Source organism: Anaerobacillus sp., from assembly GCF_046314235.1.
Lineage (GTDB): Bacteria > Bacillota > Bacilli > Bacillales > Anaerobacillaceae > Anaerobacillus.
Genome location: NZ_JBKBWN010000005.1, coordinates 260358 through 276123, shown reverse-complemented (window position 1 = coordinate 276123; position 15766 = coordinate 260358). Strand labels below are relative to the sequence as shown.

19 protein-coding genes are annotated in these 15766 nt (G+C 34.4%); 16 read left to right on the top strand and 3 right to left on the bottom strand.

Annotated elements, in window-relative coordinates; genetic code table 11:
* The first annotated feature begins 66 nt into the window (after positions 1-66).
* A complete protein-coding gene (locus ACK4M9_RS09320; protein WP_409849673.1) occupies positions 67-516 on the top strand; it encodes a DUF420 domain-containing protein in 450 nt (149 codons plus the stop codon).
* A 106-nt stretch (positions 517-622) separates the two neighbouring features.
* Here ACK4M9_RS09320 and ytvI read toward each other — a convergent pair whose 3' ends face one another.
* Entirely contained in the window at positions 623-1681 is a 1059-nt protein-coding gene (gene ytvI, locus ACK4M9_RS09315; RefSeq protein ID WP_409849671.1) for a sporulation integral membrane protein YtvI, read from the bottom strand.
* 114 nt (positions 1682-1795) lie between these two features.
* Here ytvI and ACK4M9_RS09310 point away from each other — a divergent pair, with 114 nt between their 5' ends.
* Positions 1796-2137 (top strand): Asp23/Gls24 family envelope stress response protein, encoded by a 342-nt coding sequence (locus ACK4M9_RS09310; protein ID WP_409849669.1) that lies wholly within the window; start codon positions 1796-1798, stop codon positions 2135-2137.
* Between the two features lie 92 nt (positions 2138-2229).
* Here the strand turns inward: ACK4M9_RS09310 and ACK4M9_RS09305 are convergent, their stop codons facing one another.
* Complete coding sequence (locus ACK4M9_RS09305; RefSeq protein ID WP_409849667.1) at positions 2230-2580, bottom strand: YugN family protein; 351 nt, start codon at positions 2578-2580, stop codon at positions 2230-2232.
* A 115-nt stretch (positions 2581-2695) separates the two neighbouring features.
* On the opposite strand from ACK4M9_RS09305, the gene ACK4M9_RS09300 reads away from it, so the two are divergent.
* The 14 genes from ACK4M9_RS09300 to coaD all read left to right on the top strand — a co-directional run bounded on the left by ACK4M9_RS09300 (position 2696) and on the right by coaD (position 14308).
* Positions 2696-3862: an alanyl-tRNA editing protein gene (locus ACK4M9_RS09300; protein ID WP_409849665.1), complete on the top strand. Its 1167-nt coding sequence runs from the start codon at positions 2696-2698 to the stop codon at positions 3860-3862.
* A 170-nt stretch (positions 3863-4032) separates the two neighbouring features.
* Positions 4033-4461: a CBS domain-containing protein gene (locus ACK4M9_RS09295; RefSeq protein ID WP_409849663.1), complete on the top strand. Its 429-nt coding sequence runs from the start codon at positions 4033-4035 to the stop codon at positions 4459-4461.
* Positions 4462-4850: 389 nt separating this feature from the next.
* Positions 4851-5924, top strand: a complete 1074-nt coding sequence (locus tag ACK4M9_RS09290) for a CAP domain-containing protein (protein WP_409849661.1) — start codon at positions 4851-4853, stop codon at positions 5922-5924.
* 249 nt (positions 5925-6173) lie between these two features.
* Positions 6174-6620, top strand: coding sequence for a spore coat protein YlbD (gene ylbD, locus ACK4M9_RS09285; RefSeq protein ID WP_409849659.1), 447 nt, complete (start codon positions 6174-6176; stop codon positions 6618-6620).
* A gap of 52 nt (positions 6621-6672) precedes the next feature.
* Positions 6673-6912 carry a YlbE-like family protein gene (locus tag ACK4M9_RS09280; protein ID WP_409849657.1) on the top strand — a complete coding sequence of 80 codons (240 nt, stop codon included), beginning with the start codon at positions 6673-6675 and terminating at the stop codon, positions 6910-6912.
* Positions 6913-7091: 179 nt separating this feature from the next.
* Positions 7092-7520, top strand: coding sequence for a hypothetical protein (locus ACK4M9_RS09275; RefSeq protein ID WP_409849655.1), 429 nt, complete (start codon positions 7092-7094; stop codon positions 7518-7520).
* 25 nt (positions 7521-7545) lie between these two features.
* Positions 7546-9195, top strand: coding sequence for a DNA repair helicase XPB (locus ACK4M9_RS09270; RefSeq protein ID WP_409849653.1), 1650 nt, complete (start codon positions 7546-7548; stop codon positions 9193-9195).
* Positions 9183-10871, top strand: a complete 1689-nt coding sequence (locus ACK4M9_RS09265) for a hypothetical protein (protein WP_409849651.1) — start codon at positions 9183-9185, stop codon at positions 10869-10871. The genes ACK4M9_RS09270 and ACK4M9_RS09265 overlap by 13 nt, the downstream gene beginning before the upstream one ends.
* 27 nt (positions 10872-10898) lie before the next feature.
* Positions 10899-11870 (top strand): UV DNA damage repair endonuclease UvsE, encoded by a 972-nt coding sequence (gene uvsE / locus ACK4M9_RS09260; protein ID WP_409849649.1) that lies wholly within the window; start codon positions 10899-10901, stop codon positions 11868-11870.
* Between the two features lie 58 nt (positions 11871-11928).
* A complete protein-coding gene (locus ACK4M9_RS09255) occupies positions 11929-12369 on the top strand; it encodes a YlbF/YmcA family competence regulator (protein ID WP_409849647.1) in 441 nt (146 codons plus the stop codon).
* 153 nt (positions 12370-12522) lie between these two features.
* Entirely contained in the window at positions 12523-12798 is a 276-nt protein-coding gene (locus ACK4M9_RS09250; protein WP_409849645.1) for a YlbG family protein, read from the top strand.
* Between the two features lie 171 nt (positions 12799-12969).
* Positions 12970-13092 carry a hypothetical protein gene (locus tag ACK4M9_RS09245; RefSeq protein WP_409849643.1) on the top strand — a complete coding sequence of 41 codons (123 nt, stop codon included), beginning with the start codon at positions 12970-12972 and terminating at the stop codon, positions 13090-13092.
* 123 nt (positions 13093-13215) lie between these two features.
* Complete coding sequence (gene rsmD / locus ACK4M9_RS09240) at positions 13216-13773, top strand: 16S rRNA (guanine(966)-N(2))-methyltransferase RsmD (RefSeq protein ID WP_409849641.1); 558 nt, start codon at positions 13216-13218, stop codon at positions 13771-13773.
* 52 nt (positions 13774-13825) lie between these two features.
* Positions 13826-14308, top strand: a complete 483-nt coding sequence (coaD, locus tag ACK4M9_RS09235; protein ID WP_409849639.1) for a pantetheine-phosphate adenylyltransferase — start codon at positions 13826-13828, stop codon at positions 14306-14308.
* A gap of 41 nt (positions 14309-14349) precedes the next feature.
* On the opposite strand, the gene ylbJ is transcribed toward coaD, so the two are convergent.
* Complete coding sequence (gene ylbJ / locus ACK4M9_RS09230) at positions 14350-15567, bottom strand: sporulation integral membrane protein YlbJ (RefSeq protein ID WP_409849638.1); 1218 nt, start codon at positions 15565-15567, stop codon at positions 14350-14352.
* Positions 15568-15766: the final 199 nt, after the last annotated feature.

Sequence of the window (15766 nt, the reverse complement as noted above, 5' to 3'; positions counted from 1 at the left end):
CTACACACAGTAAAGTCACATGGTAAAATAGCAGGATAGGATTATATTTCAAAAGGAGGAGTTTTGTTGTTACCTTTAATTAGTACTATTTTTATCATTATTAGTGCGATTTTTGTTGCAATCGGCTGGTTTGTCATAGCAAAAGGAAATAAAGAGCTCCATAAAAAAATGATGTTTTTAGGTGCCTTATTTGCAATCGTATTTTTTATTACGTATGTTTGGAAAACCGTTTTTATTGGTAGTACTGCTTTTGGTGGTCCTGAAGAAATCAAGCTGTATTATACGATCTTCCTAATATTCCATATCACTTTAGCGACTACTGCTGCTGTTTTAGGAATTATTGCTCTAATTTCAGGATATAAAAATAACTTGAAGCTTCATCGAAAGCTAGGTCCGATAACTTCGATTATTTGGTTTTTCAGTGCTTCTTCAGGGGTGGCTGTCTACTATTTATTGTATGTAAAATACCCACCAGGAGAAGTAACGAACGTTTTCAGAGCAATTTGGGGGTTCTAATTCTACCTTTAATTTTATCTCCTAAGGTGGGTCTTGAGACAAGTATTTTCAAGGCCCATTTTTCTATTTAGTCTAGGAAAAAAGGTCTGGCAGCTGCCAGACCTTTTTAAAGTTTGAAGTTCAATTTAATAATCCCAGCTTCTTTAGCGGATGTAAATAAAATAACTATAAGAGGGCCAACGATAAAACCAAGGACGCCGATTAATTTTAAGCCAATATACATGGCTATCAATGTTGCAAGCGGCGATAGGCCAATTTGATGCCCCATTACTTTGGGTTCTACTGTTCTTCTAATGACCAATAAAATAGCTGCAAGGATAAATAATTTAGTTGCTAGCGTCATATCGCCAGCAATGAGATGGTAAATAGCCCACGGTGCTAAAATTGCAATAGAACCGATAAGAGGAATAAAGTCAATTATCCAAATGATAAACGCCATTAATAATGCAACTTCAGGAACGATTAACAATAGTCCAATTAGTGAAACGATAAATATAATTATACTAACAAGAAATTGTGCTTTTATAAAACCGAAGATGACATAGGAAAGTCTTGAAGTCATAAATTGCACTTTATCTTTCGTTTTATCAGTAAAATGGGAGAAAATTTGTTCCTTTAGTTTCGGTAGTTCTAATAAAAATAAATATAGCGAAATTAGGTAAACAAGAAATGAGACTAAGTAAGCTGGGATTTTAGTTACTAGAGAAGTTACATCGCTTATTAAGTTCCTACTGCTGACCGTACTTCTCAGCGTTTGTAATGATTGTTCTACATAGAGACCAGTTTCTTTTAGTAAGTCTTGTGGTACATCCTCAAATTTGGCATATAAAGTTTTTTCGAAATTTGACCAGGCATACGTAATATCCGTGATATATGAAGGTAAATTTTTCACAAAATGGTCAGCTTGGATAATAGCTTTTGTCGTAATAAAGTAACCAGTCAAGCCTATGAAGCATAAAAATATCATAAACACAATAAAGACAGCTAAGCTTCTTTTTACTTTGTTGTTCATTTCGATAATTTTGACGACAGGAGCAAGAAGCATCGCTGTAACTAAGGCTGCGATAATTGGTACCGATACTGGTAAGATAAAGTAGCCGAGGATCACGACTAGTACAATGGTGATTAAAATTAAAATGTTTCTCTTAGATATTAAAGCAGACATTTCGAACTCCTCTCATAAGAACATAATTTTATTATAGTATTTATTTCACTAAAATTACAGTGAAATGTGTAACAAAAGAGTGTATTTATGAACTTATTGTTAAGGAGGGGTACTATGTTACAAAAAAAAGTTAAAAAAAATGACTTAACTATTTTTGAGGATGTCATTTTGATTATAACTGAGATGGCGCTGACAGAGTTGGATGGAGTTACGATTAGCTCTAAGCTAATAAAAGGAGGATTACTTGAAAAGTTACAAAAGAAAAAGTGTATTAAGGTTGTCTCTGTTGATGATAAATTAACAATACATTTAAAAGTAGCGATCGTTTACGGAACCAAAAATATAGAAACAATTATTAAGCTTCAGCGTCTAATAAAAAAACATGTGGAGTTGTTTACTGGTTTTCCTGTTTTGGATGTTCATGTGATCATAGACCAAGTTATAACAGAAGCATAAAAAAGCGTATGAACTATGTTTAGCTCATACGCCTTTTTTGAAGGTTTTAAATGCTGAAAAAGCCAGACTCCTTATTGTTTCAGCACTTCTGCTTATTTTAATAAAGTAGAAATATGCTCAAGTTTTTTGTTGCATTTATCCAAAATATGTTTCGGGAATGTTTCATCGGAATATTCTACACCGTGTGGGTAGTAATGCTTTCCTAAGATAGGGTCTAAAAATTTGATCACACTGTATGGTGATGGAATTTCACCTTTTACTGCATAGGCTTGAACTCTTAAGTAATATACATCCTCATTTACTTGGTCATCAAATTTATAGTCAAATGTTACACGCTCATAGTCCCACTGTCCTGCATGAACAAAGCCTGCTTCACCAAGCACGTGCTCTGCTACAGAAAATTCAACTTCTTTACCTGTTATATCAGTTCCTTCGAATTTCATATTTAACCCTCCTATTATGTAAGCTAGCTTCATTTAATTATGATAGTATGAAAAGAAAGAAGATGCAATTAAAATAACTGGAAACTAGAAAATGAAGATAAAAAGGGGAAGAATCATGACAAAAAAAGTGTTTGAGAATGATCCTTATATTAAAGAGTATACTGCAGAAGTAATCAGCACAAAAATCATTAACGGGTCAACATGGGTGAAGTTAGATCAAACAATCTTTTATCCAGAAGGTGGTGGACAACCTTCTGATCTTGGCTTTATTGATGGTAAACCTGTATTGGATGTTCAAATAATTGATAGCGAAATAGTACATAAAATTGATGGGTCAATCGATAAAAATCGTGTAAAATTAGCCATTGATTTCGAGCGTCGTTTTGATCATATGCAACAGCATACGGGGCAACATCTTTTATCAGCAGTTTGGCAACAATTATACGGAATTGAAACACTCTCCTTTCATTTAGGAAAAGATGTTTGTACGATTGATTTAGCTACATCTGAACTTGATACAGAGAAGATTCGTAGCGTAGAATTAAAGCTAGCTCAATATATATTTGAAAATAGAAGAATTGAAAGTTATCTCCTCCCTTATGAAGAAGTTGATCAAGAATATTTATCGAAATTAAAGGAAACGCCTCAGGTTGTCCGTATTGTAGAAATTGAAGGAGTAAATACTTCTGCTTGCTGTGGTACTCATGTAACGATGTTAGGTGAGTTGGGATTACTAAAAATAATAGGATGGGAAAAATATAAACAAAATGTTCGTTTGTCCTTTATTAGTGGAGGAAGGGCATTTGCTTATTTTCAAGAAATTTTTATAGCGATAAACGAAGTAAGCAAGAAATTAAACATAGCACCATCACTAGTAACAGAGCGATTTCCGATGTTTTATGAACGCCATCAAGATTTAAAAAAGAATTACCAAAACTTGTATGAAAAAGAAATTCATTATGAGGCTGCAGATTTGATTAACCAAAAGAAAAATAACCTAATTGAACATAGTTGGGAAGACAGACCCCTGCAAGAAATGAAGGATTTGGCAAAAATTATTATTGAGGCAGGAGATAAGGTAGTCATCTTTCAAAATAAGAGCCAAAAAACATGGATATTCGCCGCATCTAGCTCACAATTGTTTAACGTATCTAAATGTATACAAACTTTAAAAGAACACTTCGGAGGCAAAGGTGGTGGCAATTCTGTTTTTGGGCAATGGATTGGTACCATCGATGAAAGTCATTGGTTAGAGTATAAAAATAATCTCTTAAATACCTAAATTTGAAGCTGTCCGATAAGTTTCAGATCACCCCTAATAGATGTGGTTATCCAATCTACTTTGAAGACGAGGCAAATGATACCTTACTTTTTGGATGGCTTCAGTATTTTCTTATAAAAATTAATTGAACGGACATATTAATAATGTATTACTATAAAGGAGGTATTAAAATGGACCATGTTCGTGATGTGATGACTTCAAGCGTTGAATATTGTACACCATTGGATAATGTTTTTGAGGTCGCAGTAAAGATGAAAGAACTCAATGTCGGTGCGATTCCAATTTGTGAGAATGATCACCTGTTAGGAATGATAACAGATCGCGATATCGTTATCAGAGGAGTAGCAGAGAAACGCCCTAATTCTACAAGAGTCACTGATATTATGAGTGAGCATCTAATTACTGCTGACCCAGGTATGAGTATCGAAGAGGCAGCTAAGTTAATGGCTAAAAATCAAATAAGACGCTTACCTATTGTTGAAAACAACCGTTTGGTTGGTATTTGTTCTTTAGGAGATTTGGCTGTTAATGAGGGTTCAGACGATGAAGCTGGATATGCTTTGTCTGAGATTTCAGAAAGTCCGCAAGTGCATCACTAAAATTCCAATTACTGAGGCTGTCCCGTTAGCGTGTATCTGTCGTCTCGAAGATTTAAATTGATTGTGTCCAAACATACACAGCTTTTTAGAGTTTATCTTCGAGGTGTACTGATACTGCTGGGACAGGCTTTTTTATTTTCTGAGAAAAATCCCGAATTATCAAATTTTTTAGCATAATTCATTTGCAGGAGAATACATATAAAGAAAGAACCTTGTTTATAGAGAAATAAATACATAAATGAGTGAATTTCATAATTACCTTAATCGAGCTATATCAATCTTAATGTAGTTGCGAATGGTTTCTACGCAAATACATATAGAACTTTACAGCGAAAATTTAATTATGAAATTCGTTAAAAAATAAAATTTTTCATAGAGAGGAGAAATACATGAAAAAATTAGGGTGTGGAGTGCTTTTTGTCTGTTTAGGCATGCTCATATTGATTACATATTTAATGGACAACCTTCCTGACAATAAAAATGAGCAGATGTCACTCACTGGGCAATCTGAAGTTGAAAAATCAATATTCTATGAAGAAAGGCCTGTGTTAAATAGAAAACCGTCAACTCCTTCGCTAAAAGAAGATGGGCTTCATAACTTAATTGGCGAACCTGTTACTGCTCTTGAGGAAGTTTTCGGTGAACCTAGCCGAATCGATAAGTCTGCTTATGATTATGATTGGTGGGTTTATCCTAATAGTGAAAGCTACATACAAATCGGCGTTGAAAACGATCAAGTAGTAACGGTTTATTTTATTGGGGAAGAGAATGAGTTAACATTTCCTTTTTATATTGGACAATTATACGAGGACATAAATAATGAATTTACATTTACTGAGCAAATATCTTTTAATTTACAGGCAAATTCTTTTCAGTTTAATCTAACAGAAGAGGAGCTTCTCACACGGCCACTTTTAAAAATCGATGATGTTTTTATTCAATTGTATTTCGATACATTTACAAAGAGTTTGTCAGGAATTCGTTATCTTGATGGTAAGACATTAGTAAAACATCGTCCATATTCTGTCGTTTATCGAGGTGAGTTAATTGAAGCTAAAAAGCTTACAGCAGAAGAGTGGAGCGAAGTTGAAAAAGGTGCTGCATTGCAAATCTTAGATATTACTAATGAAATTCGTAAAAGACATCAACTTAATGAACTCCAGTGGGATGAAGAAACATCGATTGTTGCTTTTCATCATAGTGAGGACATGAAGCTAAATGAATATTTTTCACATACATCACCTGCGTATGGAGAGCTTAAAGATCGTTTAAAAAAACAAGGGATTTTCTATCAATTAGCAGGAGAAAATATAGCAGCAAAATATGTTGATGCAATCGCTGTAGTTGAAGGCTGGTTGAACAGTGAAGGACATCGAGTAAATTTATTACACGAAGATTTTACCCATTTAGGGGTAGGTGTTTATGAACTGTATTATACTCAAAATTTCATCACGCCTTGGTAAAAATTTGGAGGCTGTCCCAATAAAAGCATTAGTCACCTCGATCACTAATATAGAGTGTGTACAAACATACACTTCTATAAATAGTGGAACAGCGAGGTGTGCTGACACTTTTGGAACAGCCTCCACTTTTTATTGGAGATCAAATTTTTTTAAAAATAGGCGCACACATAGCTAGGCGGATTTGTATGATGTAATAGGGATAATTAGTTGAAGGAGCTAATGTCATTTGTATTTTTAGGAGGTGTTTTTATGAGTAAAAAAACTAAATTGCATCCATCTGTACAACAGTTTAAACAATTTGTAATGGAACACCCACTATTAGTCAAAGAAGTTAGGGATGGCAAAAAAACTTGGCAAGACCTTTTTGAGGAATGGACGATATTGGGTGAAAAAGATGAAATTTGGGAGAAATATCAAAAAGTAAGCAATGCCGAAGAAGATGACGAATCGAATGAGGAAACAGAAGCTAATAATGAACCAAAGGGACCTCAAATGGCTGATCTTTTGTCAATGTTAAAATCGATTAACCTAAATGATATACAAGGGCACGTGAAAAATTTAAGCGGAATGATGGCTACTGTTCAAGGTCTATTGCAGTCATTTCAATCAAATCCATCCAATCAGAGTGGGCAAGACCAACAGGCACAACAAAGTCAACAAAATCAACAATCTCCTTTTAACTTTCGTCAATTTTAGTGAATGATCTCCTGTTTAATTACTTTCTTCAATAAAAAAGGGGGTTAACTTGATGAGAAAAGAAATTCATGAATATATGAAGCAACGACCAGACCTAAAACAATTTATTCGGCATAACCCTATTTGGTATCGTTATCTATCGAGAGATCCACACTCGTTATCACAATTAGAAAATGAAGTAAAGGTATATACTGGTAAGACAATTCCGCAAAAGCTAGATCGCTTCCAGTCGAATTTGAATATGGCAATGATGCTTTTAGATATGGTTCGCGGTTTTGGAGCAGAAAAATAGGTAGGTGAATTTATTTCATCTGTCTATTTTTTTCTTTTACGTTGACCACATATCTTTTAGAGAAAAAAATAAGTGGAGTAAACCTATTTATAAAACTAATTTTAATACAATTCCAAATGGATAATTGAGGATGTTTTCGGCAAAACTTTAGCTATGAAATTGGAAAGGGTTTGGTTTTAGTGGTTCATTTAATAATTCCTATATTGATGTTAACTCTTAGTTTTTCGAACGGTTACATTAGCAATGGTGAAGTAAATAGTACTAGTACATTGAAAGCAATTCCATTTGATAATGAATATAGCAAAGAGGTAGCAAATCTTGAAGAAGATGAACGGATGATTATCAAGTATGAAGTGAAAGACGAAGACATTTATGTAGAATGCTTTGTGAAAGAATTCTCGTTTAATAAAGAAGGGGCAGGTCAGTTAAAGCAAGATGGTGAAGGACATGTTCAACTATATATTAATGGGAATAAAGTAGATTCGATTTTTACACCATCTTTTATTATCAAAGCTTTGCCAGTCGGCACATACAATATTAAAGTCGAACTCGTTCATAACGACTATACACCATACGGAATTTCTAAGGAATTTGAAGTGAAATTGTAGAAAAAGAAATAAGGAGGGCCTTCTTATGCTTTTCAATCATGATAATCCATTAGTTGTACAAAAGGATGGGACAATTATAGTTGAAGCGAATCATAGCCAATTCCCAATCATCCAACCAATGCTATCACAAATGGCGATATTAGAGAAGGCGACTCTAACTACTCATACATATAAGCTCTCACCATATTCGATTTGGTCCGCCCAATCACAAGGAATCCAAGTAACAGAAATGATAAATTTTTTAAATGAATATTGTAAGTTTCCGCTTGCAAGAACTGTTGTTGAATACGTTGAAGATCATTACCAGAAGGTTAATTCTATTGTTATGGAAAAAATTGTAGAGGACTGTGTACTAACATTTAAGGATGAAGCAGCTCAACAATTAGTATTAAAAGATAATGAAATTAAAAAGCTGTTGATAAAACGAGATAAGCATTGGCACTTTAGTGAGACTGATCGAGGGTTATTAAAAACGCTTTGTTTAAGCTATGGATATTTCATCAATGATCTAATTGGCTATGAAAAAGGTCGGCAACTACAAATACATTTTTTGGATCATGTAAAAGTAAGACCTTACCAAAAAGAAGCTATTAAACAGTTTCATAAAGATGGGAAAACATTTGGGGGTAATGGCATTATTGTCATGCCTTGTGGCTCAGGAAAAACAATTGTAGGTTTAGGTGTAATGGAAAAAGTGAAAGAAGAAGTATTAATTATTACCTCAAGTGAAACATCAATGAAACAATGGCAAAGAGAGATCATAGAAAAAACATCAGTTAAATCTGAAGATGTTGGACTATATAGCAGTTCTTTAAAAGAAGTGAAACCAGTTACAATTGCATCGTACCAAATGTTAATCTATAAAAATCAGGATACAAAACAATTTATTCATTTGCCATTGTTCAACATGCGAAAGTGGGGCCTAATCATTTACGATGAAGTTCATTTACTTCCGGCTCCGGTGTTTCGAACAACTGCTGGAATTCAGGGAAAAAAAAGATTAGGATTAACGGCTACACTTGTAAGGGAGGATGGAAAAGAAGAAGAAGTCTATAGCCTTATTGGTCCTAAGCAACATGAGGTCGCTTGGAAGGGTTTAGAGAATAATGGTTGGATTGCTAAAACGTTGTGCAAGGAGATTCGCATTGAGTTGCCAGAGCGAGAGCTTCAACAGTATGTTGAAAGTAATCAACAGCAGCAATTTAAAATTGCCTCGATGAATGTTTTGAAGATAGAGGTTATTAAGACGTTATTAGAGCAGCATAAAAATCAGCCCACACTAATCATTGGACAATATATTGATCAATTAGTAGACGTCTCTAAAAAACTGAAGTTGCCAATGATTACTGGGAAAACTCCCCAATCCGAAAGAGAGTTACTTTACGATAAGTTTAGGCAAGGGGAACTATCTGTTCTTGTTGTAAGTAAAGTCGCTAACTTTGCTGTAGATTTACCAGATGCAGAAGTTGCGATTCAAATTTCAGGGGCATTTGGTTCTAGACAAGAGGAAGCGCAAAGAGTTGGAAGAGTGTTGCGACCAAAAAAAGAAAATAATGAAGCCTTTTTCTATTCGATTGTTACTAGGAATACAAAAGAGGAGCAATATTCTGGGCATCGACAACTTTTTATGTTGGAGCAAGGCTATATGTATGAGGTGGAAGAGTGGTTATCATAAGCTTAGAAGAATGTCTGAATCAATTACAACCCACAGTAAAGGAAAAGATTATTCAAAAGCAAAATGAAGTTATGTTAAATGATCACAGGAACGATTTACGAGAGCGGCTATCCGACAGCGAATTCAAAAAGAAACTGCTCAGTAGCTTAAGTGAAAACGAAAAAAAATATTTTATCGAATCATTAGTAAAATATAGTTTCTATTTGAATAATAGTAGCGTTGAAGAGCAACCAACTTCTATCGAAGAGAAACTTGCTCTTCTTTTGTTACGTCAAAAGGGAATTGTGTACAAACTTGATGACAAAAAGCACAAACAGCAATTTATTGTTCCGGTTGAGTTTATTGAAACATATTTTCAATTATCATTTTTGACAGAAATGAAGCAGCGACGACCGCTTATTTATTCAAAAAAGTATTATCTCTATTATTTACTTGAGACAATTTGCCTAATTAAAGATAAGGTAATTCAAAATGTATCGGATTTAGATTTATTAGAGGAGAAATTTTCAAATTTAATAAAGTGGGAATGGTTACTAGATTATTTAGTTGGTGAAGGCTTAATCAAATACTTTAATAATGACCTGGTTGTTATTAATGAAAATTGTCAGCGCTTTTTTCAACTTCCAAATAAAGAAATTCAAAAGCGAATAATGATGTTCATTTTAGCGACTTACTATAAAGAAAATCCCTTTACTAGTCACCTTTTATTATGGTGTTTATTTTCTAAAGAAGTGGGGATTAATCGAGCTGACATCACTCAGTATGCAAAAAGGCACGAAAGCTTCTGTGAAACTGAGTTTAATAATGTACTGCAGAAGTTGTCAATTTTAGACATACTTTCAATTAGCGAAGATGATGTCATCTTTTTGGCAGACGCAACAACTGATCCTGGTATATGTGGGATGGAGGCAGGAATATTAGAATTCCTTGTACCAGTATCAATAAACAATCTTACGCTATGGACATTTAGGTGCTGGGGCAAAATTTCACAATGGGATTTCATGACTCATATTACATTGACAAAGGAAACGGTTAGTCAAGCGCTAATAGAGGGACGCGATGCCGGAGCTTTAGACTACTATTTGCAAAGTTACCTTTCAAAGGACATTTATAGCCGTTGGAAACCTACGCTCAAACAGTGGCTTGAAGAGGGTGCGCCAATTACAAAAAAAGATCAGCTCGTATTTTACTCAATTCCAAATAAGTTACATCGGAAATATGTAGAGGAGCATTGGCATGGATGGTGGGAGCAAACGAGTAATGGCATAGTAATTGAGAACAGTTCTACAGATGTATTTGAAAAGCTACTTCGTAAACTTTCATTAAATGTCATGATTCCTAAGAAAGATGACTGTGATCAGTTAGAGAAACTTGAAGTTGTCATTAATAATGAATTTCCTCATGAAACCACAGTTATTCCTGAAGTAGCAAGATTACCTAAACAATGGTTTGTATTAACAAGATATGAGGAAAGAATAATCCAACGAATTGTAAAGCAAGCGATTGTCTTAGAACTTTGGTTACAAGTAGAAACAACAGAAAATGAAATAATAAAGCTACTTCCAATGAGAATTGCTAACAAAAATGGTACATATGAGATTATTACGAATGAAAAAAGACGATTGAGTTTGTCAGAAATAGTGAAACTTGCTGTGATCCATCCATTAAAAAGTTAGTTTTGAAGAAGGGAAAAGATATAAATTATGATCGTTCGATTTGGATATGTTGCAATGAGTGTTCAGTTAAAAAATGCATCACCCTCACAAACAATGACTGTTAAGCAATTTGAACAAATTAAAGATAAAGAGGCAGCGATTAGGAAATTAGAAAGGATTGCTTATTCAAATTTAGAAAACTGTTTTCGACTTCTAAAACATAACTTGGCCCACGATATTACTTTTTTTCGGCTTTCTTCAAAGCTTGTACCGTTAGTTAATCATCCATACACTGAAGGCTGGAAATATGAAGATGCAATTGCGTCAATTTTAAAAGAGATTGGAGAGTTTATTAAAAAACATCAAATGCGTGTCGGTTTTCATCCCGATCATTTTGTTGTTTTAAATAATCTAAATGAAGATTTATTAAAACGGTCATTACAAACACTTGTCTATCATTATAAGCTGTTAACTAGAATGAATATTGATCCTGTTCATCGCTGTGTGCTTCACGTTGGTGGAGCGAAAAATGGGATCGTTAGTGGGCTAGAGGATTTTCTTGAAAATTTTGAGAAGATCCCAAGCGTAATTCAACAAATGCTCATCCTAGAAAATGATGATACCGTTTTCCATATTGAAGATGTACTTTATTTAGGTGAAAAGTTACAAATTCCTGTTGTGCTTGATATACACCATCATGATATTCATCAACCGGAAACATTTAATTTCTTAAATGTATGGAACCGTGTTGTTGAAACATGGAAGCATAGTCCACTTCCAGTAAAAATACATGTCTCATCACCGAAAGAAGAAGCAAATGATAAACGTCATCATGATTATATTGATGTAGATAGGTTAATGGCATTTTTACAAGAAATAAAAGGAACAGTAAGTCAGCTAGATGTCATGATTGAAGCGAAAATGAAAGACGAAGCACTTATAAGACTAATGAAACAGTTGGAAGAACAAAAAGATATTTTTGTATTGGATGGAGCTAGTATACAGTTTAAAGAGAACTGATAAAATTCGCATTCGCACTGCGCCCGTGGTATAATCAAATTCTTGAGGAGGGATTACTATGTTTAAAACTGTTACGCACACAGACATTTTATCTAATTCACTGACTTTAGCAGAAATGATCATAAAATCACAGCAATTTCACCAATATGAAACTGCTAAAAGCACTCTCCGTAGAGATATTAATGCTCAAGAAATGATTTGGGATTTTAATAAACGAAAAGATGACTTTGAAGAAGTTCAGAGATTTGGGAAATACCATCCAGATTACAGTCAAGTCTCAAAGGAAGTCCGTGAACTTAAGCGGAAGCTAGACTTGTATGAGCCAATTGCTCAATTTAAAAAAGCTGAAAAGGAACTTGAGGAACTATTAAACGAAGTTAGTTTGATTGTCGCCCATGCAGTTTCTAAATCAATAAAAGTACCAACAGGAAATCCGTTTTTTGATGCTATGTCATGCAGTGGTGGTTGTGGCTCTGGCGGCGGCTGTGGCTGTAAATAGCTTAATATAGTTACTGGAATAGTCATTGGTTTATACAACTTTCATATAAGAGATGATGAAAATGTACAAACGTATCGGAAGATCATATTGAAGTATTTGAAGTGGCATGTTAGACTTAAATTGGTTAATGTGAGAAAAAAGGAGAAAATGGAAATGATAGGGAACCGAATCGGTCTAGCAGTTTGGTTACACTCTTTAAAATATGTAAGACAAATGAGGAAATACGGCAATGTGCATTACGCATCAAAGCGTATGAAGTATGTTGTTTTATATTGTGATGAAACAACTAGTGACGAAACGATAGAACGTCTCGAATCATTACATTATGTTAAGTTAGTCAGCAAATCAATGCGCCCATATTTAAAAACAGAATTTCAAAATGCTCGTCCTGATAAAGCGAAAGAATATGATTATAAAATGGGAATCTAATAAAAGTAAGGCTGACCAGATGTGAAAATCTAGGTCAGCCTCTATTTGTGTTTATTTAGATAAAAAATCCTCGTAGGATTACCTACGAGGTGCCTAACGGCAAAAACAAAAACAGATTCAGTTTCGTTTTTGCACAAGGCTATGGGAGAGGAGAAACCGGAGGAAGAACTTATGGGGAAACGTAAGTCTTCTCCGCGGTTGTCAGCAACACGAGATATTCATGTTGCTATTTTTATTATGACCATTGATAGTTGTTCTATACATTATGTTAAGTTATTTCTAATTTTCAAATAATTTAATCGTATCTAGGTAAAATAGTTAAGCTTTTTCATCTTTTGTGATAGGATAGGAAAAGATATTTGTAAGATAAAAAAAGATAGGGCGCTTTCGCTTTTCTAAAAGGTGAGTGAAGATTATATGCGAGTAATTTCAGGTACATGTAAAGGACGACCTTTAAAGCCGGTACCAGGCCAAACAACTCGTCCAACAACTGATAAAGTAAAAGAGGCAATTTTCAATATCATTGGTCCTTTTTTTGAAGGTGGACAAGGCCTAGATCTTTATGCCGGAAGTGGTGGGCTTGGAATAGAAGCTCTAAGTAGAGGAATGGAAAAAATGGTTTTTGTTGATCAAAACCCAAAAGCAATTGAAGTTGTTAAATTAAACTTAAGTGCTTGTCGGTTTGAAGGCAATGCTGAGTTATATCGGAATGATGCAAAACGAGCATTAAAGGCTGTTGTTAAAAGGGAGATTAAATTTGATGTAATTTTTTTAGACCCGCCGTATGCCAAACAACGACTCGAAGAAGAAATTGCTTTTATTGCTGAGAATGAATTATTATCAGAGGGTGGGATTATCGTCACTGAGCATGATGCTTCTATTCATTTAGGACAATCTATTGAAGGGATGATCTGTACAAGACGAGAGAAATATGGGGATACTGGAATTTCAATTTATTCACATAGTCACCAATAAATATAGAGGGAAGAATATACTGTTAATAGATATATATAAGGGGGATTTTGCAATGGCGAGTATCGCGGTATGCCCAGGTAGTTTTGACCCAGTAACTTTAGGGCACATTGACATTATTACAAGAGGAGCTAAGGTTTTTGACAAAGTGATTGTGGCGGTTTTAAACAATCGGAGTAAACAACCTCTTTTTACTGTTGAAGAAAGAGTCCAATTACTAAAAGAGGTAACGAAAGACTTACATAATGTTGAGATCGATTCTTTTAATGGTTTATTAATTGATTATGTGAAAGAAAAAGAAGCAAGTGCGATTATTAAAGGATTAAGAGCAGTTTCTGATTTTGAGTATGAAATGCAAATGGCTTCAATTAACCGCAAGTTAGATGAGAATGTTGAAACATTTTTTATGATGACAAATAATAAATTTTCGTATTTAAGTTCTAGTATCGTTAAGGAAATTGCTAAGTACAACGCACCAGTAGGAGACCTTGTTCCTGAAGTGGTAGAAAACGCATTAAAAGAAAAATTTAAAAAATAACCTAAAAAGAGGCGACAATTTCAATATGTCTACCTCTTTTTTTAGTTTGATAGTTTTTTAAAAAATAGGATGACATAAATCATTAAAGCTAACAAGGTAAAGAGAGGGCCGAATTTAAGTAACAATTGCCAAAGTTGCTCGAAGATCGAGTAAGTTTCAATTTGAAAAAAGACAGGGACTGCATTACTGTCTTTATCTAATAATTGTTGATTTTCATACAACGGCTTCCAAAGTATTACTGTAAAACAGGAGGCGAAAATCCCATGAGCTATCCTAGCGAAGAAAAACGGTTTAAAACTAATGTCGGTTTCTGCTAGAATACTAGCTACTTGAGCTTGAACAGAAAAACCGCTAAAGGCTAAAATAAAGCTAGTAATCACAACTTGTTGGAACAGTGTGGCGGTATGAGTTTGACTTGCCATTTGCCCCCCTAATGTAATTTCAAAAAGGCCAGATAGAAAAGGTAGGCTAAGTTCACTTGGGATATGTAGAAAGCCTAAAATCACTGTCACTAGTATAGAAAGGAAAGCGGTAATTTCTAATAAACTAAGTAATCGATTTAGGACTGAAAATAAAATGATAAATCCACCAATCATTAGTAATGTGGAGACCGATGATTGTACTGCATCACCTAATATTTTCCCGATAGGTCTACCGTCTTTTAATCGCTCCTGATGGAGCATATGAAGAGCCGTTTTTAAAGAAAGTTTATTTTTTTTATCTTTTTTGGTTGGTTGTTCCTTCTTGATACCATGGAATCTCATCATTAACCCAACGCACAAATTTCCTAAATAGTGTGAAAGCGCTAAAATGATGCCAAGAGCTGGATTGTGGAAAAAGCCAACTGCAATAGCTCCAAAAATAAATAAAGGATTAGAAGAGTTTGTGAAGGAAACTAGCCTTTCTGCTTCAATCACTGTTAACTTGTCTTCCTGTCTCAATCTAGCTGTTAGTTTAGCCCCGGCAGGGTAACCAGATGCTAGCCCCATTGCCCAAACAAAGCCACCAACCCCTGGGACCCTGAATAGAGGACGCATTAATGGCTCAAGTAGACTACCAAGAAAACTAACAACTCCAAACCCGATTAAAAATTCTGATACGATAAAGAACGGCAATAAAGATGGAAAAACGACTTCCCACCACATATTAAGGCCGCGCATTGAAGCTTCAAAAGATTCCTTTGGAAAAATCATTAACGAAGCAGCCATGATAGTTGCGCTTAATGCAAGAATGATTGTTTTTAGTTTCGAGGCGTTCAATGGCCTTGCCTCCCTTGAAAATTAAAAATGTTTAAGAATTCTTCATACCGATTTACCCATTAAGTACTTCCTTCTAGCTAATCTTTTTTCTAAATGCAAATGATCCAATGACAGTTTTTATAGAGAAACATGTCCTATTATTCAATATACGTATACAAGAATAAATTAGACCATATGATTTTAGAAGGTAGCTACTTTC

Excerpts from the sequence above, each read along its gene's own strand:
- ACK4M9_RS09245 (WP_409849643.1), top strand. The coding sequence starts at position 12,970 with ATGGGGAAACGTAAGTCTTCTCCGCGGTTGTCAGCAACACGAGATATT.
- coaD (WP_409849639.1), top strand. The coding sequence starts at position 13,826 with ATGGCGAGTATCGCGGTATGCCCAGGTAGTTTTGACCCAGTAACTTTA.
- ACK4M9_RS09250 (WP_409849645.1), top strand. The coding sequence starts at position 12,523 with ATGATAGGGAACCGAATCGGTCTAGCAGTTTGGTTACACTCTTTAAAA.
- ylbD (WP_409849659.1), top strand. The coding sequence starts at position 6,174 with ATGAGTAAAAAAACTAAATTGCATCCATCTGTACAACAGTTTAAACAA.
- ACK4M9_RS09310 (WP_409849669.1), top strand. The coding sequence starts at position 1,796 with ATGTTACAAAAAAAAGTTAAAAAAAATGACTTAACTATTTTTGAGGAT.
- ACK4M9_RS09290 (WP_409849661.1), top strand. The coding sequence starts at position 4,851 with ATGAAAAAATTAGGGTGTGGAGTGCTTTTTGTCTGTTTAGGCATGCTC.
- rsmD (WP_409849641.1), top strand. The coding sequence starts at position 13,216 with ATGCGAGTAATTTCAGGTACATGTAAAGGACGACCTTTAAAGCCGGTA.
- ytvI (WP_409849671.1), bottom strand. The coding sequence starts at position 1,681 with ATGTCTGCTTTAATATCTAAGAGAAACATTTTAATTTTAATCACCATT.
- ACK4M9_RS09305 (WP_409849667.1), bottom strand. The coding sequence starts at position 2,580 with ATGAAATTCGAAGGAACTGATATAACAGGTAAAGAAGTTGAATTTTCT.
- ACK4M9_RS09280 (WP_409849657.1), top strand. The coding sequence starts at position 6,673 with ATGAGAAAAGAAATTCATGAATATATGAAGCAACGACCAGACCTAAAA.
- ACK4M9_RS09295 (WP_409849663.1), top strand. The coding sequence starts at position 4,033 with ATGGACCATGTTCGTGATGTGATGACTTCAAGCGTTGAATATTGTACA.
- uvsE (WP_409849649.1), top strand. The coding sequence starts at position 10,899 with ATGATCGTTCGATTTGGATATGTTGCAATGAGTGTTCAGTTAAAAAAT.
- ACK4M9_RS09270 (WP_409849653.1), top strand. The coding sequence starts at position 7,546 with ATGCTTTTCAATCATGATAATCCATTAGTTGTACAAAAGGATGGGACA.
- ACK4M9_RS09255 (WP_409849647.1), top strand. The coding sequence starts at position 11,929 with ATGTTTAAAACTGTTACGCACACAGACATTTTATCTAATTCACTGACT.
- ACK4M9_RS09300 (WP_409849665.1), top strand. The coding sequence starts at position 2,696 with ATGACAAAAAAAGTGTTTGAGAATGATCCTTATATTAAAGAGTATACT.